General features: G+C 70.9%; 1 protein-coding gene (cut by a window edge). It reads right to left on the reverse strand.

Annotated elements, in window-relative coordinates:
- Positions 1 to 23,959, reverse strand: part of the annotated coding region (locus VHD82_RS28015) for a hypothetical protein (RefSeq protein ID WP_325710455.1) (this coding region is incomplete at both ends). 35,166 nt of the annotated region lie beyond the right edge of the window; 23,959 of its 59,125 annotated nt are in view.

Consider the following 23,959-nt stretch of genomic DNA (forward strand, 5'->3'; position numbering starts at 1 on the left):
GTCGTTGCGCGACCGGATCACCAGTTGCGACAACGGTTTCCCGGTCCGGATCGCGCGCACGCGCAGCTCGTCGAGGTTCAGCCGCTTGTCCTCGGCGAGTGCGAGCAGCGCGTCGGAGAGCACGTCCCGTCGCCGGGCCCCGTCCAGCGGCCACACCTGGCCGTCACCGAGGATCCGGTAGCGGTTGACGAAGCCGTCGTCCTCGACTTCGCTCAGCTGCACCTCGACCGCGGTGGCCTCGGCGCCGGACAGTTCCGCGGCCAGACCGCGGGCCAGCTCCGTCCGGTCCAGGAACAGCGCCCCGGGATAGAGGTCCACGTCGAGGTCGGCCAGCAACGGCCGGGCAGCGTCGAACGCGGCCACCCAGTCGACCCGCGCCGCGGCCAGCTGCCGTAGCGCCGCAAGGAGATCGGCTCCGGCGTCCAGGGCGCTTTCCTCGTCCGCGGCAAGGTACTCCGCCTCGGCTCGGGCAGCTGCGGCCCGCGCGGCAAGCACCGCGCGAGCGGCTTCGGCGAGCTCCTCCACAGCCGTCCTCAGGTCACCGGCCGCCACACCCCGCTCGTCGAGGAAGGCCAGCAGCCGCTCGGCCACCCGGACGTGGTGCTCGGCGAGCGCGCGCATCGGGTCGGAGGTAACGTGCAGCAGCCCGCCAGGCCTGGTCTGCTCCGGGCGCAGCGCGCGGACGGCCCTGGCCAGTGCCCGGTGCGGCGCCTGCGGGTCGAAGCCGGGCTGCTGCGCCACGGCCGCCATCACGGCGTCGAGGTCGACCGGTTCCGCTTCGGCGCGCTGGCGCCGCTTCGCGAGCTCGGCGCGTACCTTGTCCGCCAGTTCCGTCGAGTCGTTGACCAGTTCCCAGGCACGCCGCTCCGCGATCAGCTTCTCCAGCTGCGGAATCTCGTGCTCGTGCATTTCCAGCACGACATCGATCAATTCGGTGCTCGCGAGGGCCTTTCCGTCGCGCAGCGTGGCGCGAACCGAGAGGCCCAGCCGGACCCGGACTTCCACCTGCGGGCTGACGTAGTCCTCGCTGAGGTTGTGCCGGGCACCGACGCGCGATACCGCCGTCTTGCCGTCCTGCCTGCTGACGGTGGCACCGGCTTCGCCGACGGCCACGCCCCCGCTCCAGCCGTGGTACGTCTCGCGTTCGGTGGTGTGCGTCTTCTCGTACCGGTCGGACTGGAATGGCCCGTACTCACCCTCGCCATAGGGCCGGACGACCTCGTACCGCGGCTCGCCCTCCAGCCGCACCTCCAGGGTCAGCAGGTCGTCCGCGTCGTCGGCGATACGCCCGAACTCCAGCCACTGTCCGACAGCCAGGTCCAGCCACTTCGTCATCCCCTGCCCGGCGGTGAACAGATGGTCCACCGTCGCGTCCACGTCGCCCCGGTGCCTGCCCAGCAGTTCGGTGACGACCCGACTGGCCGCCGGCTGGACCTTGTCGAGCGCTTTTTCGAGCGCCGTGCTGCTCAGCGAGGCCGGGAACCGGGGCAGCCGCCGGTATTCCGGTGCCTGCGCCGGGCCGAGCGGCCGCTTGGCCGCCTTCGGAGCCGGGAACCGGGGCAGCCGCCGGTATTCCGGTGCCTGCGCCGGGCCGAGCGGCCGCTTGGCGGCCTTCGGCGCCGGGTACCGGATCCGCAGGGTTCCGGTCGAGGACTCGCTCTGCTCGCCGGTGACCACCGGACCGGACAGCCTGCCGCGCACCCGGCTCGTCACGAAGGGATCGACCGGCTCCGACGACCAACTGAACTCGGCGCGGTAGCGCTGGCGGAAACGGACCGAACCGGCCACGTCCAGCGTGCCCTGTTCGCGCATCCACAGCACGGTGGTGGTCTGGCTGATACTGCCGCCACCGAGCCCGCCGGCCTCGGCCACCGCCTCCAGCGTGCCGGTGTACTCCTTGTGCTTGGTGACCGTCCGGCTCCACGTCGGCCATTCCCGGGTGCCGACCATCGTGGCGATCCCCGGCTCGGACAGCTCCGGCACGGCTTCCTCGACCGGAACCAACGTGTACCGGCCCGACAGCCGCAGCAAACGGTTGCCCTGCTGGAAAACACCGCCGTAGAACTCGTAGCCGCCTTCGGCCATCGCGGCGCGCTGGGTGTTGCTCAGCGCGGCACCCGGCGCGAACTGCACACCCATGCTTTCTTCCAGGCCCGGGATTTCCCGGTAGTCGGGCACGAGCCTGCCGAGCACGCGCAGCGCCCGGCGGTACGGCGTCACGCCTTCGCCGCGATCCTGCTTCCAGCCGGAGATGTAACCCGCGCCCAGACCGCTGCCGATCGGCTCCACGCCAGGGCGGCGCGCGTAGTCGGGCGCCTCGTACCGCGCACGCAGCAGGGCTTCGCGGTTCACGACGTCGAGCACCCGGCGCAGCTCGGCGAGCCCATCGGCGGCGTTCGCGTCCGCGGCCGCGTACAGCGCCAGCGCGGGGGCGGCGAATTCCGGATCTCCGTGCCGCAGCACGGCTTTCGCGGCGATCTGCTCGTCCAGCCCGAACTCGCCGTTGGCCCACGACCGCAGCAGGAAGCCGATCGTCTCGACCGGAACCGCGGCGAGCACGACCGGGTCGCCGTCGGCGTAGTACTCCAGCACCTTCGGCGCGGGCACCAGCCACTCGTAGCTCGCGGGGACGGCCCGCACCGACTCCGGGCCGGCGACCGTCACGTCGAACGCCGCCTTGAAGTTCAGCGCGGGCATCGGCACCGACGTCGCCAGATCCTCGGGGCCGCCCGGCCTCGACTGCCGTTGGACCGTCCCGCCGCCCTTCGCGCGGGCCCCGGCGGCCGGGCCGACCGAGACCGTGTGCGTGGTGGTACCCGCACGGCTCTTGCGGACCGCGGACTCCTGCCCGTCCTGGTTCAGCGCGAACGGGCCGGTCATCACCATCGGCGTCACCTCGGTGACCTGCACCGACTTGACGTCCGCGGTGAGGGTGGTGCGCGCGGTCTTGCTGTCCGGATGCCGGAGTACGACGCCGTCGGTGAGCAGCTGCGTGATCTCCCCGCGCAGGGTGGCGTTGCTGACGTCGGGCGCCGGCTCGCCCTTGGGCCAGTCTTCGGCCACGGCGTCGGTCAGGCCACGGGCGTCGACGTGCACCGCCGCCGTCGCGTCGGTGAGCAGCTGTGCCGATAAACCGTCCGGGGTGGACACCACCGGGCCGTGCACCGGAATCGTGGCGGGCACCTGGATCTCGGCGAACTGGCCGTCGATGGTCCTGGTGACCGCCTTGCCGTTCGCGAAGCGGACGGTCACGGTCCAGCGCAGCGGCAACCGGAGCTGATCGGCCGGGCCGCGGTACTCCACTCTGGTGCCCGCGTAGAGCTGCCAGAGCAGCGAGTCGCCGGTGGAGTAGGTCTGGGTGCGGTCACGGTCGAACAACGCCTTCAGGAAGTTCCAGCCACGGGTGTCGGTGCGGGTGAACGACCTCGACGTCGCCGACTCCGCGATCCCGGCGTTGATCACCACGACGTGCGCGTGCGGCATCCGTCCGATGTGGACGGACTGCGCCGGGTCCCATTCGGCGCGCACCTCGATCTCGGCCTCTTCGGCAAAGCCGAACCGGTTGCCGCCGAGCTGCCCGACCCGGTGACCGTCCTGCAGGGCTTCGGTAACCCACAGCATGGTGTTCTCATCGGACAGGTGCTCTAGGGCGTTCTCCAACTCCGCGAAGCCGCCGTCCGCGAGCGCGCCACGGATGAACTCACGTACCTCGTGCAACCCGGTCAGGCGCAGCACTTCGTCGGCGGCGCTGGTGCCGCTCTTCCTTACCGGGCCAGGAGTTCCGGCCGGGGGCTCCAGCCCGTCGGCCAGCACCGGCACCTCCCTGGAGACGGTGCGCAGCACGCCGCTCTCGTCGTTCTGGGCGACTCCGTTCTCGTCGACGACGGGCTCGTACACGGTGCGGGTGACGACGGCACCGTGCTCGTGGTAGCTCAGCTCGTCCGCCCCGACCGGCAGCCCGTTCGCGGCGGCGTCCTGCGAAGCCAGTTCGAAATACGCCTCGCCCGGCACGGTCGAGGCGAGCGCCGCCTTGCCGGCGGGCTGGACCGAAACGTCGGTGACCGTCTCCACCTGGTAGGTGTGCTTGGGCCGGGTGTCGAAGACCTCCGGGAACGCGACACTGCCGATGCCCTGGTCCACGCCGACCGTCACGGCCTTGCTGTCCAGCCGCCGCCGGGTGAACAGCGCCTTCAGCCCGAGCAGCGAACCGCCCTGCAGCCGCCGGGTGATCTCGAAATGCCTGCTGCTGTCGCGGTGCGCCATGGAACCGCCGCCGTGGAAAAGCTCCTTCGAAGCCGCGTGCGTCGGCTCGGCCGAATCCCAGTCGATTCGCGTCCGCAGGGTCACCACGTGCGTGACCCTGCCCCATTCGTCCTTGAGCTCGAAGCGGAAACCCTTGCCGCGCAAGGCTTCCCGGCCACGCTCCTGGTTCTCCAGCTGGATCAGGACCTGCTCGCGCAGTTCGGCGGGCACGGTCGCCATGATCACCGTGGCCAGATCGGCGGTGTCCTGCAGCCTGGTGAGCCTGCCGCGGCGCAGCAACTGGGCCTCGTCGCGCTTCGCGTCCGGATAGACGGCGGTCTCGCCAACCGGCTGCTGGTAGGCCGCGTTGAGCCAGACCCGCAGCGGGGCACTGTCCGAACCGGACAGTTCGGTCCATTCCTTGCCATCGAACACCCAGGGCTTGGCATCGAGGTCGAAGGCCTGGAACTCGCCGCGGTGCTCGTCCGCGGAACCGAGCCTTGCCATCTGTTCCTGCTCGATGGTGCGCACGCGCTCGGTGCTCCATTTGCCCTGCGCGCCGAGCCCGAAGACGAACTTCCAGCCCCCTTCGCGGGCACGGGTGAAGCTCACGCCGGTGCCGATCGTCGGCAGGCCCATCAGCATGCTGCCGCGCCGGTCCAGCCGGGTCGGCGTGTGCAGCCGCGAGGGATCGCCGATCCGGAAACCGATGGTGCGCACGACCCCGCCGTGCATCAGCGTGTACCCGGTCTCGGTGAGCAGTTCCGGCAGTACGGCGAGCAGCTTGCTGTTCAGCTCGGCCAGCCCGATGGGCGGATCGGCGTGTTCGCCTTCGGGATCTTCGGGGTCGCCGTTGAACGACGCCGCCAGTTCCTCGAGGAACGGCAGCCGCTGATCGACCGGCGAAACGTTCGCGAGCGCGATCGGCGTCGGCGTGGTGGCGGGCGGCGGCTTCGGCCGTCCCGGTCGCACAGGACGGCCGGCCGCGACTTGCGACCGGCCGGTTTCCGTTGCCGCGGCACGGCTTTCTTCGGCCGTACTGGTCTGCTCCGGCGTGCCGGGTCCCGGCACCGCGCCACCGTCGGGGCCGGGTGGTTGCGGCGGCGCGGCACCGTTGCCGCCGTCCGGGCCAGGGTCTTCGTCGTCACGCAGGAACCGGTCCGGATCCGCCCGCACCGCGTCCACGGCTGCCTTGACCGTCAGGCCCATCTGCAGGTTCCGGACCGTCCTGGCTTCGACCACCGGCGGCACGGCGAGCACCAGCCGCCCGGCGTAGACCACCAGCTGCGGCGCGGACAGCGCGGGGTCGACCTCGATCGCGAACCGGGCTTCCCGGCCGTCGTCGAGCGTCAACACCCCTTCTTCGCGGTCGTCGTCCCATTGCGCGTACCGGCCGAAGGGTTCCCGCGCGGCAAGACGGGCCACCCCGGGATCGGTGACTTCGCCCGCGCGTTTCCACGGCTGCAACGGATACCGCTCGATCGGTGCACCCGTCGGTTCCGCCGCCGCCGGCCCCGGCCGCGCGGGCAGCATCGCTCCGGGGGCGCGGTGGCGGTGGCCGAGGTGGATCACATAGTCCGAATCGAACGCCAGGTCCGGGTCACCGGCATACGGCGCGAGCGCGAGCGCGAACTCGGACCCCTGCAGCAGAGCGTCGGCGGCCGCTTGGTGGAAGACCTCCTCGCGCGGCGAGCCGGGATCCGAGTACGTCACCGACACCGCGTTGGCCACCTGCTCGCCCGTGAGCACGAGCAACCGGGTGTCCGGCTGGTCGAGCACCGCGGAAACGTCGGCCACCGTCGGCACGAGGTGGATGCCCGCCTGTTCGATCAGGTCGGCGATCGGCAGGTCCGCCGGCACCAGCGCATGCGTGATACCACCCTCGGCAAGGGAGAGCAGCTGCTCGGCCGGAATCCAGGGCGCGGTCAGGATTCGTTGTGCACCAAGGATTTCCGCATAGTCGACCGGACTCATCGCCGAGCGTTCCAGCTCGGGGGCGAGGGTGGCGGCCGAACCCCACACATGCGGCGGTCCCTGGTTGAAACCCTGCCGCTGCAACGGATCCCCGCCAGGACGCGAGTGCCCGGGCCCTTCGCCCGGCCCGCCACGGCGTGGTCCGCTGCCCGGGCGCCGCTCACGGACGATCCGCTGCGCCTCGGTGCGCACGCTCTCGTTCTGCTCCTGCTGCCCCTCAAGCGCTTCGAGTTCCCGCGCGACACGAAGCTGGTCCGCCTGCGCCTGGATGATCGAGTTCAGCAAGGCGAGTTCGCTGCGCAGCGAACGAGGCTCGCCCGCAACCGGCAGCTCCGGTGCCGCGGCCGGCCGCTGCTGTCGGGCGGCGGCAGCAGCGGTGATCGCACGGCGGACGTCCTCCGACAGTTCCTGTGCCGCGGTTTCACCCGTCCCAGCCCACACGAGATTCTCGGCCGGAGCCTTCCGGCTCGCCTCGACCGCGAGCAGCTCGGCCATCTCCGTCTTCGCCTTGGCACCCGGGCTGAGCTTCCAGCTGCGCCGCGGGAGGAACGCGGCCGCGGCCGGTGTCAGCCCTTCGCGCTGCGCGGAATACGACGGAGCCTGGGGCGCGCGCATCGCGAGTCGCTTGTGCACGCTCTGCCAGGCGCGGCGAACCCCCCAGATCGCCGGCCCGGACAACGCGATCGCCGCGCCGACCGTGGTCGGGACGGCCCCACTCTGACCGGTGACCGTCGCGAGCCCGGTGATGCTGAAGTAGGCGAGCGCGCTGTTGGCGATGTAGCTGGCGACCGGCCCCTTACGGGAACTGTCGCGCCCCATCTTGAGCTCGATCTGTACGCCCAGCTTGGAAATGAAGGCACCGGCGGAGGTCAGCGAGGCACCGACCACGGCCTGTGTCCAGTCACCGGTCATCGCCGCGTAGGTGGTCAGCAAGCCGGACGCGACCGTCATCGACGGGAAGGCCAGCAGGTTCTGCAGCCGGCGCCAGCGCGGCAGCAGGGTGTTGTCGTAGCCAGCCCAGCCGCCGATGGTGTTGGACAGCGTCGAGGACAGGAACAGGCCGGAAGTCACCGCGAACGCGCCCTGGGACACCGCATACAGCAACGGATGCGAAGACACGATGTCGCCGGCGTTCATCGCGGAGTACACCTGCCACGCCAGGTTCCCGATCCAGCTGGCCGACAGCGCGGCCGAGCCCCACTTGCCGAGCTTGCCTGCGTGCGGGTTGAGCTTGCCGATCGAATCGGTGGTGCCGCCGACAGAGCGGTTGACCTTGTCCCGCCAGCGCGAGAACTCCTCGATCGCCAGCTGCTGGCGATCGAACTGAGTCTCGCCTTCGGCCAGCGGGACGCCGACGATCGCCTGGAAGTCGAGCAGGAACTGCCTGGTTTCGGGCTGTACCTCCGCCCGCACCTCGTTGAGGATCTCCTCGAACTCGTTGCCGGGGTTGATGTCGTAGTGCATGAAGTCGTTGATCATCTTCGCCAGGCGTTCGGCCAGCTTTGCGTCCGGCCTGCCGCGTTCGACCAGTGCCTCGGCACTGACCCGGTTGTCCTGTGAATGCGCCACCTTGGCGTTGTTGATCAGTGACCGGATGCCGAACGAGGCGGCGCTGACGCCCTGCAGGATCAGCGCCCCCGCGGGAATCGCGGCGAACGCGGCCGACCCGCCCAGCAGCGCGGCACCCGCACCAACGCCGACCACCCCGCCGACGGCGGCCCAGCCGAGCAGCGCCTTCCGCTTGAAACTCCCCTTCAGCCGGTCGATCGTCGGCCTGCCGTCCTGCGCGGAACGGGCGGCGATCTGGTCCCGCTCGGCATCGTCCACACCGGACAGTACATCGTCCACAAAGGACTCTTGCTCGGCTGCGGTCATCGGCTCGCTGGCGAGGCGGAACGGCCGCTGCCCGTTCCGCGCCGCGGCCCGGATACCGCGGTTGATCCGCAGCCGCGACTCCTCACCGGCCGCGACCGCCGCGCGCATCCGCTCGCCGGCGACCAGCGCCTCGATGGTCGCCCCGCCGTGCAGCAGCCCGTCGACGGTCTCCGCGGCCTTCAGCCCGCCGCGGGCGCGCCAGCGCTCGACGGTGACATTGCGCAGCACGCCGAGCTCTTCCCGGAACTCCCCGGAAGCCGCGGTGGCCGCCGCCCGGAACAGCTTCACCGGGTTCTTGCCGCCGGCGACCTTGCCGTCCGCCGCGTCGTACCAGCGTTTGCCCGCCATGATCTGCGGGTTGTGCTGCCACACCACCGGATCGGCCCGCTGTTCCGGGGTGAGCCGCTCCTCGATGCCGAAGCCGGGGCCCTGCGGTTTGTAACCCGGCTTGGGCTGCCAGCCTTCGCTGATCTTCTCGTCGACCCAGTCGAAGATCCGGTCCTGCCGCTGCTTCGAGAGCGAGTCGATGAAGTTGTCCCAGGCGCCCGAGGTGATCTCGTTGAAGGCGAACTCGGCGGTGCGCCTGCCCGCTTCCTCGTGCAACCGTGCGAAGTTGCCGTGCCGGATCGCGTCGGCCACGTGCTGGCCCGCGCGCTCGGCGATCTCGTGCAGCAACGGGGCCATGTCGTTGTGGTGGCGCAGGTAGTGCCCGCTGGGCTGCGGGTTGACCGAGTCGGTGCCGAACAGCAGGCGCCGGTAGTTGCGGATGGCGAACTGGATGAACGCCTCCCGCACCTCCGGATCGGCGTTGATGTGCTGCTCCAGCACGTTCCACGAGATGTCGAGCTTGACGTTCGTGGTGTCCAGCAGCCACTGCAAGCGCTTGAAGTGCTCGACGGTCAGCGTGGTCCAGCTGCCGACGCCCAGATGTGCCCAGACGACGTTGGCGTCCTTGAACTCCTCCTGCTGCAACAGGTAGGCCATCGGGCCGAGGTTGCGCTCGTCCGGCGGGGCGGCCTTGAACAGGCCGTTGGGCCGCAGCAGCGCCTGCCCCATGTCGTTGTGCAGGATCAGCACCTGGCCGGTCAGCGAGATCGTCCTCAGCAACTCCAGCAGATGCGGGTTGTAGACGCCGGGCAGGCTCTCCGGCAGGCTTTCCAGCTCACGGGTGCGGCCCGCCGCTTCCAGCAGCTGCCGGATCTGGGGCAGCGCCTTGGTGAGCTTGTCGGAGAACTCCAGCTGCTCCAGCTCGGAAAGGCCACCGTCGGCGGGGAACAGGTCCCGCAGGTCCGGATGGTTCTCGGCCAGCTCCTCGAACACGTGCCGCTTCAGCCGCCGCGTCGCGAGATCCTCCTTGACCAGCAACGCGGCCGAGGTGAGCTTGCCGACGAACGGGAGCCATTCCGGGTTGAGCACCTCGCTGGCTTCCCGGTGCAGCAGCGGTTTGACGGCCTCCTTGGCGAAGGTGGTCTCGGCGAGGTAGCGCGCGGCCTCGCCGTGCATGATCAGCTTCGACATCAGGTACCCGCCGACGCCGGGGATGTCGACCCGTGAGCCCGAGATACCCGGGTACCAGCGCGCCTTCTCCTCGTCCGACATGCGTTCCCGCGCGTCGAAGAAACGGACGTCGGAAAGCTTGCCGTGCATGTTCAGCATCGGCACGCGGAAGACGAAACCGATCCGCAGCACGTTGATCAGGCCGTAGTACCAGGATCCGGTCGACCCGGCGACGAGCCCGACACCGCGCTGCGGGATCGGCGAAGCGACCACGATGTTGGGCATGCCCTGCCTGCGTTCCCAGCGCAGCAGGTTCTCGTAGGTGATGTAGCGGCCGGCGTCGTAGCCCTCGGGGTGCATATGCACGTCGTGGAAGAACGCGGGAACGCGCGGCTGCCCGATCCGGTCGGCCACCCGCTGGGAGACGCCGAGTGCCTGCAGGTCCTCGGAAAGCGTGCCGGAACCGCCCTGCACGCCGCGGAAGACCTGAAGCAGGTCGGGCACGTCGTCGAGCCCGGCGGACGGCCGGTCGCGGGACAGGGCCAGGCTCAGATCGAGCGCGGCGTCCACGACCGGCAACCGCGGCGCGTCCGGCAGCATCTCCGGATTACGGGTGATGCTGCTGACCGCGTCGAAGGTCAGTCCGGTGCGCTTCGCGATGTCGATATTCTCCAGGCCCGCCCGGCCCGCCTCGGCGACCACGGCCTGGAGCGAATCCACGTACAGCTTGTGCTTCTCCCGGCGATCGGCCTCGGCCCTGCGCAGTTCCTCGACCGCGTCGTGCAGCTGGGCCTGGTTCGCGATGCCCCTGGCCGCCAGGTCCCGCAACACCTCGACCGCGGGCCGCTCGTCGGCGACCGCGTTGGTCATCCGCTGTGAAGCGACGTATTGCACCGGCAGCCCGAGGATATCGGCCGTCCGCTCGACGTCACCGCCGGTGATCCGCAGCAGGATCGGCACGTGGATGCGCTCGCCCAGCACGGCGGCCCTGGCCTTGCGCAACTCGTCGAGCGCGTTGAAGTACCGGACTTCCGCTGCGTAGCGCTCAGGCTCGGCCGCCGCGCGGACAGCGGCCAGCCTGCCCCGGATCCCCCGCCTGCCGAGCAGTCTCGGCCGTCCCGGCCGGGCCAGATCGGGCATCTCGGCCGGCGGCACCTCGGTGAGCAACGGCCTGGTGGTCACCTCCAGCAGCCCGGCACGCGCGACATCGAGCACGGCGTCGCGCGCCCTGGCACCGACGCCCCTTGCGGCGGCTTCTTCGCCCGCCCGGTCGATCGCGGCCAGCGCGGTCTCCCTGGTCCGGATCCAGGCCGCCTCCTGGCTTTCCAGCCGGTCGGCCGCCAGTTCCAGGGTGCGGCGCAACCGCTTGAAGTGCTGGTCTACCAGCAGCAGGGTGTCGGTCCAGTTGTCGACTTCGAGAATCCGCGCGTGCAGGGCGGGCGGCGGGTCGACCGGGGTGCCCGGATCCGTCGCCAGCGACGCGACGACGTCCTCGGACAGCTCGTAGACCCGCGCGATGTCCGCGATGATCTCCGGGTCGTCCATGGCGATCGGCGGACCACCGGCCGCGGCCTGCTTGAACCGGACGCCGGCGCGCACGAGCCAGCGGACGTCGGCGATCCGCTGGTCGTACAGGCGCGAAGCCTTGTTGTGCCGCGCCATCGCACGAGCCAGGTCCCGCTGCCGCGGCGCCGTGCGCTTCAGGTGGCCGTTGACCTCGTCGATCAGCCACAGCCGGGTCCGCGCGTGCAGGCCCCACGCCTTGACCGCACCCTTCGCGAACAGCTTCGAGAAGCCGTACTTCCGGCCGTCGTCGGTGATCCCGGCGGGCGCGTCCGGCGTGTTCGTCGTGGCGGGCAATGCCGCCGCGGACACCTCGAACTCCCGGTCCGCGTGTCCGACGGTGACCGTGGCACCGGGCAGCTGGGCGATGAACCACGAGGTGTAGTTCAGCCCGTAGGCGTAGTTGATCTCCTTGACGCGCTCGAGCATTTCCGGCCGGACCGGTTTGGCGGCACCGGATTCCCGCAACAGCTGCTGCGCGATCCGGTCGCGCCGTTCCCGCTGCTGGCGGCCGAGCTGCTGCGGGCGCGCCAGCATGCCGAACGTGGGCGAACCCGGCACGAAGGTCAGCGGCGGCAGGCCCGGGGGGCGCACCCGGATCGCGTCGCCGAGCCAGCCCTCGTGTTCGTCAAGGAACTGCCGGCGCGCGGCCGGGGTGAGCACGTCGTGCAGCACGGTCAGATCGACCGCGACATCACGCAACTGCACCAGCTGCGCCGTTCCCGGTTCGCTGGGCAGGCCCTCCCGGACCAGGAACTCCCGGAAGGCGTCCGGTTCCCCGGCGAAACCGAACCAGCGGGCCGCGTCGGCCAGCGACCGCGGTTCGGCCACCGGCGCGGCGGTGTTCAGCTGGCTGCGCAACGCCGTTTCGAGGTCGTTGTCCAGTACGAACCGCTCGTGCCCGGTAAGCGCCGGATCCGTCCAGCTCGCCCCGGCGTACTGCTCGTACAACGCGCGCAGCCGGTCCATCCCGAACGCCGCGGCGACCCGCACCGCCGCCGGCAGGTTGTCCCCGAACCGGTCGTACATCTCGCTGAGCGGCAGCACCACGGGCCGGTCGAGCAGGCGCCGCACCGTGTCCGGGTCGGCGAAGGCGTGGTGCAGCGCGCGCCCGGCGTCCTGGGGGTCCTGGCTCCCCTGGAACAGCGCCAGCAACATGTCCCGGCTGTCGCCCTGGAAATCGTCCGGCCGCGGGGCGCCGACCTGCTCCGCCGGCAGCTCGACCCGGTAGGCGTAGTACTCGCGCAGCGAGTACCGCACCCGTGGTTGGGCCAGATCCGCGTGCCAGCTCACCCAGAGCGAATAGGTGCGGCCGTCGTGGTCGGTGACCAGGATCGTGCGCTGCTGGTTGAGCCGCCCGCTCACGATGGAACGCACGTCGCGGACCGTGTCGCCGAGCAGGTTCCGGATACCGGCCGCCGCGTTGTCCCATGCCTCGTCACTGTTCGCGCGATCGCTGGAGCGGGCGGGCCGCAGTTCTTCCTTCCGCGCCCGGAACGCGTCGCCGAGGTTGACCCCGGTGGTTTCGTGGTCGTGCTTCGCCAGCCGCAACGCGATGAGGTCGGTGGTGTACGGGCGAAGCCGGATCCGTTCGCGCTCGCGGAGCCGGGTGAACGCGTCCCGGTCCGCCTGGTTGTTCGGGTCGTAGCCGAACATCCTGGCGGCCACGGCACGAGTCTTGTTGCGCGCCCACTCCACTTCCGTACGGGGCAGCTCGCCGTAGCCGTGCACGACGTAGCGGTACATCAGCGCGTTGCGCAGTCCGGCGAGAATCGCGAGCCGCTGGTCGTCCTCGCTCATCCCGGCGGGCAGATCGAGCCGGTACCGGTTCGCCTCCTTCCCGGTCAGCACCATGCGCGGGCTTTCGAGGTCGACAAGGGTGGCGACGGTCAGCTCGAACGGTTCCCGGCCGCGGTCCCGGAACTGGATGCGCAGCTCGCCGTCGACCTGCGTGACCCGCCCGGTGTCCGGCAGGTCGAGATACAGCCCGTGCGCGATCTCCAGCGCGTGCTGGGCAGCCCGCGCGCTGGCCGCTTCGCCGGCCAGCAGCGGGTGCAGCTCACGTGGGTTGTTGGCCTGCCGGTCGGCCATGATCAGCCGGACCTGGTCGGCGATCAGCTGCGGCGCGAGTGGGCCGAGGGTGGTCACCGGGCTCACCACCCGGTAGGCCCCGCGCTCCTGCACGAACGCCTCCGGCCCGAGCGGCACTCCGTCCCGGAGCTGCTGGTACAACGGCCAGAGTCCGGCGCCGGCCCCGGTGCCGGTCAGCGACTGCCAGCGCGACCCGACCTCACCGTCGCGGACCAGGATCACCGCCGTACCGCCCAGCCGGCGCACCCGGATCAGGATCTGGTCGGGGTTGCTCGGCGAGAGCTCGACACTGACCGTGGCGCCGTATTCCTGGATCGACGTCTCCACCGCGTGCCGGATGGCCTCCAGCATCGAGTTGTTCGCGATCGCCGGAGCCGATGCGGGCACATTCGCCGTCGCCGGCCAGGCTTCCGACGCCCGTTCCGCCTCGGCGGCGGCACGTAGCTCGGCGAAGCGGGCACCGAGATCCCGGATGTCGTAGCGGTCGCCGACCAGCCGCACGGCCTCGGCAAGCAACCGGAGGTCTTCGGAAAGCGGTGCCAGCTGAATGTGTGCGGCCCGCAGCCTGCCGCGCACGTCGTCGAGGTTCTGCTGCGGTTCGGTGACCCCCAGCAGCCTGCCCGCCGCGATCAACGCGGGCTCGTTGGCCCAGTCGGGCCGTACCGGCGGCAGCTGCCCCCGCCCGTCTACCCACACGCGGTGCGCGAGCACATTGCGGAGCGCGATCAGGATTTCGCGGTGGTAGTCGGCGGCGCTCATCGTGGCGGGCAGTTCCAGCCGGTGCACGTCGTGTTCGGCGGTGGTCAGCACGAGGCGCGGGGTGCGCAGGTCCTGCACCGTAAGAACCTGCAGGCGGAAGTCGGTGCGCCCGTCGTCGAACGCGATGCCCGGCACGCCCCGGCTCTCCTCCACTTCCGCGGTGAGCCGGGGGAAGAGCAGGTGCGCCACCTCGGCGGCCGAGCCCAGCACCGACTCGGCGACCGGCGGTCCGGCCAGCGGTGCGGTCTCGGCGCGCATCGACCGGTTCCGCAGCCGGGACAACGTGATCAGCCGGACCTGGTCACCGGCGACGGCGAAGGCCGCGTCGTCGAGCAGCGACCAGGGCGTGGTTATCTCGTACTCGGCGCTGCGCAGTCCGGCCGCGTCCACGGGCAGCACCGGCAGCCCCGAATGGTTTTCCTGGTGCTCCCGTACGTCGCGGAAGTACTGCCACGCGGTGGCGGAGTCACGGAGCAGGACGGTGAAGGTCTGCCCCTGCGGATCGGTCAGGCTCAGCAGGAGGTCGCCATCGTTGTTCTGCTGCGCCGACACCGAGACACCCAGTTCGCGGACCCGGTTCGCGACCACCTTCATGGCCCGCTCGACCTGGTGGGCGCTGAGCCGGGCGGCACGCGGCTCGGCAGGCTCCGCCTCCGGTCCTGCTTGGCGCGGCGGATGGGTCGCCAGCCAGTCCGGGTCCACCCTGATGGCGAGCCCGTCGGCGAGTTCGAAAGCACGGACGAAGTTCTCCGCGATGGCCCGGTCCGGCAGCTCCACATCGCCGAACGCCAGGTGCCGCAACGCCAGCAGGTCCCGGAAACCCTGGACGACCGCGATCAGCTGGTCGTTCCCGGCGAGGTTGCCCGGCAGTTCGAGCGTCGAGACCCCGGCCGTGTTCAGCCGCAGCCGCGGCGCGTCCAGCCCGGGCCGGGTGGTGACGGCCAGCCGCACGGTGGTGCCGGACCGGCTTGCCTGTGGCTGCGACCGCTCGTGCGGGTTGGGCACCTGGATCATCAGCACCAGGCGGCGGCTCTCCGCGTCGAGCCTGCCGTAGTTCTCGCCGAAGGTGGCGCCGGCGATCCGCGCCACGCGGGTGGCGTGCTCCGGGGACATCGCCAGATCGTGCGAGCGGCTCAGCCGGGTCAGGCTCCGCGACAGCAGACCCGCGTGCAAACGCGCCTCGGTGATCAACAGGATCTGGTCGGCCAGCAGCGCGGGCGCCATCTCGCCGAGGCGGGTCAGCGGCAGTGGCACCGTGTACTCGTTGTCGTTGCGCACGGCGAAGCTCGCCTCGCGCGCACGGACCCGGCCGTCGCGGAGATCCTGGTACACCTGCCACAGCTGGTTGCTGTCCTCGACCACGACGCTGAACTCGTGCCTGCCGCCACGCACCCTCGTGACGTTGAGGATCAGCCTGCCGTCTTCGGTGCGCTCGGCCGTGGCGCGCAAACCGTGTTCCAGCAGGGTTCGCGTGACCACCTCGGACACCGTGCCGACCGGGTCCTGGACCGTCGGCATTTCGGGAGCCCGGTGCGTCGGCCGCAGGTCGGCCAGCGCGGGCATCAGCTCGTCGAGCCGCTGCCGTTCGGCCTGGTACTCGGTCGCCAGCCAGCCGGACCGGCGCAGCGCGATCCGGCGGCGCATCCTGGCGAGCCGGGAGTCCTCGTCCAGCCTGGCCATCCGGACCACTTCCCGCAGGGCCAGCAGGCCCCCGGCGTAGGGATCGAGCGTCCCCGGAATACCCGCCCGCGCCAGCAGGTCCGCGAACCGGCGGCGTTCGGCGGCATCGCCGACATCCACCCCGAACCACCCGGCGGCGATCCCGAACGCCCGCTGCTGCGCCCAGTTCACCGACATCGGCGGCAGTTCGCCTTGGCCGGCAAGGGAAACCTGGTAGGTGGTGATCGTCCGCAGTGCTTCGACGATCTCCTCTCGCTGCCGCTCCTCGGACAGCCCGGCCGGCAGTTCCAGCCGGAAGCTCCGCTCTTCGGACCGGCTCAGCACGAGTCGCGGCACACGCGGGCTGCCGACGTCGGCCCGGTCGATGATGCGCAACCGGGCCGAGCGGCCTTCGGCGTCCCGGTAGGAGATCTGCGCGGTGTGGTTCTCCCGGTCGGTGACGGGCTCGACCCGGGTCATCCACGGCTGGAGCAGTTCGGCGGCGGTGGTGGCAGCAGTGGCCAGCACCTGCGTGGACAGCAGCTCGCCATTCGGCTCCGGTTCCACGAAGTCCAGCCGTTCGGCCGCGACCAGCGCGATCTTGTCCGCGGCGATCCGGGCCGCGACCCTGGGATCGAGCCCGGCGAACCCGCTGAGCACCTGGTACGTGTCCTCGTGCTCACCGAAGGCGGCGTGCGAAGGCGGCCGGTTCCCCTCGCGGAGTTCGCCGTAGACGGGCCACTCGTAGTCGCTGTCCCGGAGCAGGATCCGGAACTCGTCGCCGTTGGGGCCGTGCATCTCCAGGCGCACGGTGCCGGGCTCCCGGCTGCCGAGGCGCGGCAGGTGCGGGACCAGCGAAACCGGGATCTTGGCGAACCGTGAGTACAGCTCGGTGATGAGCGCGGTGTGGAAGGCGTCCTCGGTCAGTGGCAGCCGGACCGGCACGGGGTTGCCCTGCGGGAGGGGCCCGCCGAGCAGATCCCGGTACGCGAGCACCTGCTCGGCGAAGGCGGCGACGGTCGGCAGATCCAGGTGTGCTTCCGCCGGGATCCGCAGCCGGTGCGTACCCGGCGTGCCCAGCAGCTGCGCGCTCGGTACGTCGATGCCTTCCTGCCGGTTGAGGTAGAGCCGGAACTGCTCGCCGTGGCCGTCGGTGAGGAAGATCCAGACGTCCCCGTTGCTGGAGTGCACGATCGGCCGGGAATCCGGGCGCAGGCCGCGGATCAGCGACTCGAGTTGCCCGCGCGACGGCTCCCCGATTTCGACCGGGCGGTCGGGCCGTTGCGCGGCGGCGCGGCGCAGGTTGTGCACGCCGAGCCTGGTCGCGGTGATGGCGAGGGCCTGTTCGGCGACGAGCAGCGGGGCGAGCTCGTCCGACTCGGACACCGTCGCCTCGAAGAACCGGCCCACCCGGTGTGGCGAGGCCCAGCTGCGGTGCTCGGTGCGCAGTTCGGGCCGGCGCCTGCGCCTGGTGAGCAGGGAAAGCCGGTACGGCCCGGTCTGGCCCTCGTCGTCGATCTCCAGCCAGACGTTGCCCTGGCGGTCCATCCGCGCCACCACGGTCGCGTCGAACATCGCCAGCCGCGCCCGCACCGCGGCGACGCTGTCGGCGATCCACGGCTCCGCGATGGGATCGCCCAGCTCCAGTGCTTGCTGGACCATCCGGGCGACGACGGCGGGACGCCGGGCCTCGGTGGTACGGGCGGTCAACCGCCGGTAGATCACGAAGTGGTCAGTGCCGGGGGTGTCGTGCGAGACCGTGTACGAGACGTCGCCGAACGACAGTTCGGTGGCGCCCGGCCCGACGATCAGCGCCTGCGACGCGGGATCGCCCTCACGGGCCGGGGCCAAGCGGACGAAGATCGTGTGCTCGGTACCGGCCGACGTCGTGATGTGCACTCGCAGAGCCGATGGCTCGGGGGTGAGCTCCACCGTCGCATCGGCGAGCGCCGGCAACGCGCGCAACGCCGTCTCCGTCTCCGCGATCCACCTGCCGGAGACGACCGGCTGTGCTTCCGACTGCGGCGATTGTGCTTGCGGGGCCGGGGTTTCCTCCTCCGCCGTGCGCTCGACCGGCTCGACCAGCGCGCCGATCACCCCGGCCACGAACGCGATCCGCCCGGCGTCGCTGAAATCCGCGCGCATCGTCCGGTAGCCGACGTAGTGCCACGGGCCGGATTCGTCCTGCGACACCGAGAACACACCGTCGGACAGCGCGAACTCCGCGGTGCCCGCACCGATCAACAGCAACGTGTCCGAATCCGGGTCGTCGTCGGTCGGGCGGTCGCGGAAGAACACCGTGTAGTGCTCGCCGTCGGCCGTCTCGACGTGCACCCGCAACGCGCCCGGAACCTCGGCGATCGCGACCGTCGCACCGGACAGGTTCGGCAACTCCCGCAGCGCGGTCTCCGCGTCGCGAACCCAGGGCTCCGACGTCGCGGGGACACCCGCCATGGGTTCGACCAGGCCCTCGACCACACCGACGACGAACTCCGCACGCTCGTTGTCGGTGAATCCGGCGACCAGCGTCCGGTAGCCGACGTAGTGCCACGGCCCGGATTCCCCCTGCGTCACCGAGAACACGCCATCGGACAGCGCGAACTCCGCGGTGCCCGCACCGATCAACAGCTTCGTCGCCGAATCCGGGTCGTCCTCGGTTTCCTGTGCCCGTACGAAAACCGTGTGGTGCTCGCCGTCGGCCGTCTCGAGGTGGACGCGCAGCGCGCCCGGCACCTCGGTGAGCTCGAAGCTGCCGCCTGCCAGGCCCGGCAACGCCATGATCTCCGCCTCGGCGGCGCGGGCCCAAGCCGCCGCGTCAGCCGGCAGCGACGACAGCTTGCGCGACGGTTGTGCCTGGGGTTGCGGGACGTGCGGCGCCACCAGTTCCCGGACGCCGCCGATCACCGCCTCGACCCGCTCTTCGTCGGTGAAGACGTCCACCAGCGTCCGATGCGCGACGTAATGCCGTACTCCCGGCCCGGTCTCCTCGACCGAATACCGCGTGCCGTCGCTGAAGGGGATCTCGACGACTCCCACCGGGCCGGACATCCCGGTCATGGACGAGATCGGATCCCCGGCCGTGGGTTCGGTGCGGACGAAGATCGTGTATTGCACGCCGCCGGCCATGCCGATCCGCAGCTGCAGCGCGCCCCGGACGGGTCGGACATCGATGCTCGCGCCGTCCAGCAATGGCAACGCGCGCAAGGCGGCTTCCGCTTCCCCGATCCACTCGCCCGCCGGATCCGGTGCGACGTGGACCGTCGGCTCGGCCGCGGCTTCGGGTGCCGACGGCGGCAGCTGGGCCGGCGCGGCACGGCCGGCTCCGAACTCCGGGCGGGTGGCCAGAACCTGTTCGGCGATGGCCGAAATCCGTTGTGCCACTTCGGTTCGCGTGCCGTCGAGCGCGTCGTAGCGGTAGAAGATCCCTTCGGGCACGCTCACGGGCCGCGGCGTTCCCGGGCGTTGCAAGTCCAGCAGCACCCGCTCGGTGCCCAGTTGAAGATCCACGATCAGCCGGCCGTAAGAGCCGAGGTGGGTGACGCCCACCCGGGTCGCCTCCGGCGCCAGCGCCGCGACGGCGTCGCGCACGGCCAGGTTCGTCAGCAACCGGTCGACGGCGGCGGCGATCCCGGCCAGACCGTGTTCGCTGGATTCGGTGTCGACCGTGTCCCCGAGGGACACCCGGTAGGAACCGGCGACGCCGAAGGCCCGGCCTTCGATGTAGATGTCGTGCTCGGTCCCGTCGTCGAGGGTCAGGTGCGCGTCCGCGCCGGTTTCCGCATCGCCTCGGTCCACCCGCGCCGCCGCCACACCCGGCACTCGGGCGAGCGCGTTCCGCAGCGCCGCCAGCTCGTCCCGGCCGAGGCTCGGCTCGACCGGCTCACTGCCGCGCTCCATCGAGGAGACGTATGCGTTCGCGTGCTCGGGCGCGGTCAGATACCGGTGCACCAGCACCCCGGCCAGCTCCTCGTCGGACCAGCCTGCGACCTCGGCCAGCTCCTCGGACAGCAGCTCCGGCGGCATCGTGCGCAGCCACGCCAGCACGGCCTTGTGGTCGGCGATCTCGCGGCCGAGCATGAACTGGATCAGGTCTTCGCCCTCGCGCACGGCGTTCAACGGCGAAGGCCGCAGGGAGGTGACGACCTCCTTCAGCGCCGTGGCGACGACCACGTTCAACTCTTCGCCGACAGCGAGCCCGAGCCGCCCGCTGCTCCAGTCGAACACTCCGGGCGCGCCGAGGTAGTGCAGCAGGTCGGTGCGCACGGGCATGGCCGCCCGGACGCCGTCTTCGCTCAGCTCGAACGCTCCGTCGAGCAGTTCGTGCAGCCGCCGCCGGACCTCGTCCCGGTTGGTGCGCAGCCCGGTCTGGCTCGCCGCATCGGCGATTTCGCCCGCCGCGTCCCAGGCCATCGCCTCGATGCGCTCCTTCGCCGCCGCGTCCAGGCGCGTGATCACGAAGTGCGGGTCGACCGGCGCGTAGCGGGCCTCGACCGTACCCAGCGCTTCCAGCACGCGCTCCCGCACGGAGCCGGCGCGGGTGTCCATCGAGACCCGGGCCGGGGTCGTCGACCGGCCGACTCCGGTCAGGCGACGCGACATCGCGGAAAACTCGATCCGCGCAGGCACGGACGGGGTGAAGTGCACCTCGGTCTCGAACCCGAAGGCGAACGCCACCTTCACCACCACCCGGCCGAACCCGTCCCGGCCGACAATGTCCAAACGCGACACTGAGGCAGGCGGGTCCGCGGCGATCTCGTGCAGCGCCCCGGTTATCGCGGCCACACCGGCGTTCCAGTCCAGCGGACCTTCCGCGCGGCGACGCGCATCGCCGGTGAAGGACCAGGTGGTCGGCGGCGGGAAGTCCGGCGTGGTCGCGTCCGGCTGCACCACCCAGCCCGTCGCGCCATCGCCGAACAGCACGGACGCGGGCAACGCGACATCCTGGTAGGTCCATTGCTGGACTTGAAGCACGTTGGCGAACACGGCCCCTTCCGGGGTGGCACGGGCGAACTGGACGGTCACCGGATCGCCGAAGGGAAGGTCGTCCGCCGAACCGGCCGGCACGGCGATCCGTGCCGAGTCCGATTCGGCCAGCACCGCTTCGAGGTAGTCGGGATCGGCGGGCACCACGGTGAAACCGGCAGCCGTCAGGTCCTCCACAAGTGAATCCGGCCCGTCCACCGCGATGTGGGTGATCCCGGCGCGCCGCAGCTGCTCGACCGATGCGGTGAGATACCAGTGCAAGGCCTTGCTGCCCGGGTCACCGACGAACGCCAGCACCCGGTTGTCGCCGAGCAGCTCCCGGTAATCCAGTGCGACGGCGGTCCCGTCGTCGACCGCGTCTTCGATGCGGTCGCGCAGGCCCTGCCGCGTGGTGTTCCCGGCGGGAGCCGTGTCCGTGCGCAACGCCGGCAGGTAGTGGTCGCCCTGCTTGAGGAGGACGATCCCGTCGCCGTCCGGGCCGAGGTGCGTGGTCGTGCCATCGGCGTCGACGATGGTGATGGCGGGGCTTTCCCGGGCGGAAAACGCGGACAGCGCGCGGTCGAACGAGTCCGGCCCGGCACCGATCCACTGTGGACGGAGGCCGTGCTCGTCGAGGAACCGTTGCTGCGCGGCGGTGATCGTGCCGGGCTCGGTGAACTCGCCGACCCGGCCGTGCGTGCCGGCCGCACCGGCGAGCGAAGCGGCCAGCCAGAGACCGTAGGACGCGCCGTACTGATCGATGGCGACTCGCACCCGGTCCCACATCGCGTCACCGGCGCCGGCCCGTTCGAGCACCGCCCTGGTGAGCCGGTCGAGCTGGTCGTGCCCGGGGATCCGCGGCTGCTGCGCCAGCGGGCTCAGCCGCGCCGGCCGGTACCGCAGGCCGTCCAGGAACCAGCCCAGGTCGTACTCGAGGATCTGACGGCGTTGCCACGGCTGGAAAAGGTTGTGCATGACGGCCAGTTCCCCGGCCAGGTTCAGCACTGCCCAACGGTCGCGCTCGGTCGGTTCGGTGATCCCGGCTTCCGCCAGCAGCGCGCTGAACTCGGCCGGATCGTAGTCGAACAGCTCCGCCGCCTTGGCGATCGTCGGGGGTACCTCGGGCAACCCGGCCGACTCGTCGGCCACGGCTTCGAGCACCATTGCCAGCTCCGGGTCCGCGAGGTTGACCGGCGCCAGCAGGAACGCATGCAACCCGTTGTCCGGCAAGGCATTCCGCAGTTGCGCACGCACATCCGGCACCGGCGGTACCGCGTCGACGCGGCGCGCCAGCTGTTCGGCCGGAATCCGGACGAGCCGCACCCCGGCCCACACGGCACGCCTGATCTCGGCGAACGACAGCTGCGGGTCGCCGAAGGTGCGCACGATCTCGGGCTGTTCCGCTTCAGTGCGGTCGTCCAGCGGCTTGTAGAGACTCAGCCCGCTGACCCGGCCGAGCAGGTCGAGACCGACCTCGCTGCGCGCCAGTTCGGGTGCCGTGACGTGCTCACCCAGCGCCAGCAGTCGCTCGGCTTCCGCCCGCCGTTCCGGTGTCTCCGCCGAATCCTGGGTCAGTGCTTGCAGCAGCGTCCTGAGCCGCGCGCGGTGCGCACGACCGCCCTGGCTCGGGGCGAAGTCGTAACCGAGGCGCGGCCATGCCTTCAGCCCGTCCCAGGCGGCGCTCACCAGCACCCCGGCGGCGCCCGACTCGCGGGCCCACTGTTCGAGGTAGCCGAAGAAGGCTCTCGCGAACCCAGTCTTCGTCCGGTCCAGCTGGATGTCGTCGATTCGCAGCACCAGCGACCCGTCGGGCTCGAGCAGGAAGGTCAGGTCCATCCAGCCCGCGTCTTCGTCCTGATACCGCACGGTGAACTCACCGCCGGTCGGCTCGAACACGTCCGCCTTGGAGTGCACGGTCATGCCGCCGAAGTTCAGCCCGGCGAACTGCAGGTTGAGCGCCCGGACCAGCGTCTCCGGCTGCCCGTCGGCCAGCGCGTCGCGCAGCGAGATCGGCAACGGCGCCTGATATCCCTGTTCCCGCAAGGAAAGTACGCCGTTCATGAGTTCCGGCAACGGCGCGGTGCGCCACTGTTCAACGAGCTGCCCGGCCGTTATCTCCGTCGGCGTGGCGCTTTCGGCGACCACATCGGCGATCACGATCGAGCGGCCGGTCAGCCGGACGGCGTGGGCGGTGCGCACAACGAACGCGGGTTCGGGCAGCACCAGCACCTGCCCCGCGAAGGGCGTCGGCAGGGCACGGCGGGTCCGGACCCGGGTGATCAACGTCTGCTGCGCGCTGTGCGCCGACTGCTTGGCATACGCGGCTTCCCAGCTGGCCAGTCCGACGATCGGCGCCGTCAGCACGCTGCCCTGTGCGAGATAACCGCTCGCGAGCGTGGTCAGCTGATCGCCGCTCAGCCACTCGGTCAGCGGACCGAGCCAGGCCACTTCGGACAGTGCCGTCCCGTGCGCGAACACCATCGGCTCGTCGAGCGGGTTCTCGTCGGCGATCCGGTTGATCTCGGCGATGATCTCGTCGTAGCCGGCGTCGCGCATCGGCGGTTCGCCGCCCCACAGCCCGACATAGGCGAGGTACCGGCTCAGCTCGCCCTGGTTGTCGATGAACCGGCGGACCCACGCCTGGTCGGCCGCGGAAAGCGCTTCCCAGCGCCCGCCCAGCGCCTCGGCCGGCGTGTCGAGCTGCCAGCCGATGGTTTCGGCGAGCGCGTCTTCGTCCGGCACGACGCGGGTGCCCGCCGTCTCGGCAAGGTGCCCGAGCACGCCGAGTGCCTTCCGGCGGTCGTAGACGTCACGCAGGCTGACCTCGAAATAGGTCTGCTCGCCGATGACCTCCCACAGCGATTCGCTCCCGGCAGCCAGCGTGCGGAACCGCTCGAACGACGCGGAGGGCTGGAAGTGCCGGAACACGAAGTAGCCGAACGCGGCCGAAGCCGGATCGTCGCCGACCGGGATGCGCCGCAGCACCTCCGGGCTCAACAGGCCTTGCGGCGACTGCCCTGCCACCAGCAACGGCACCGCCCGCGGGCGCCCGTCGAGCGGGACGGCGCGGCGCAGCGCCAGCTCGTTGACCGTGCCCACCAGGTCATGCAGCAGGTTGACCACATACGTGCCGTGTACCGCGTGCGAGGCTGTGGCCGGGAAGTCCCGCAGGGTTGCTTCCAGGTCGGCGAGCAGCTCGTCGAACCGGTCGACCGTCCAGCCGAGCGCGGCCGCCCGGTCCGCTCCGGCCACCGCCTCGCGCAGCCCCGCCGCCTGCTCGCGCAGCAAGCGCACCGGCGCCGGGATGTCGTTGAACAGCAAGGTGTTCTCGTCGAAA

The organism is Amycolatopsis sp. (assembly GCF_035546795.1).
Taxonomy (GTDB): Bacteria; Actinomycetota; Actinomycetes; order Mycobacteriales; family Pseudonocardiaceae; genus Amycolatopsis_E.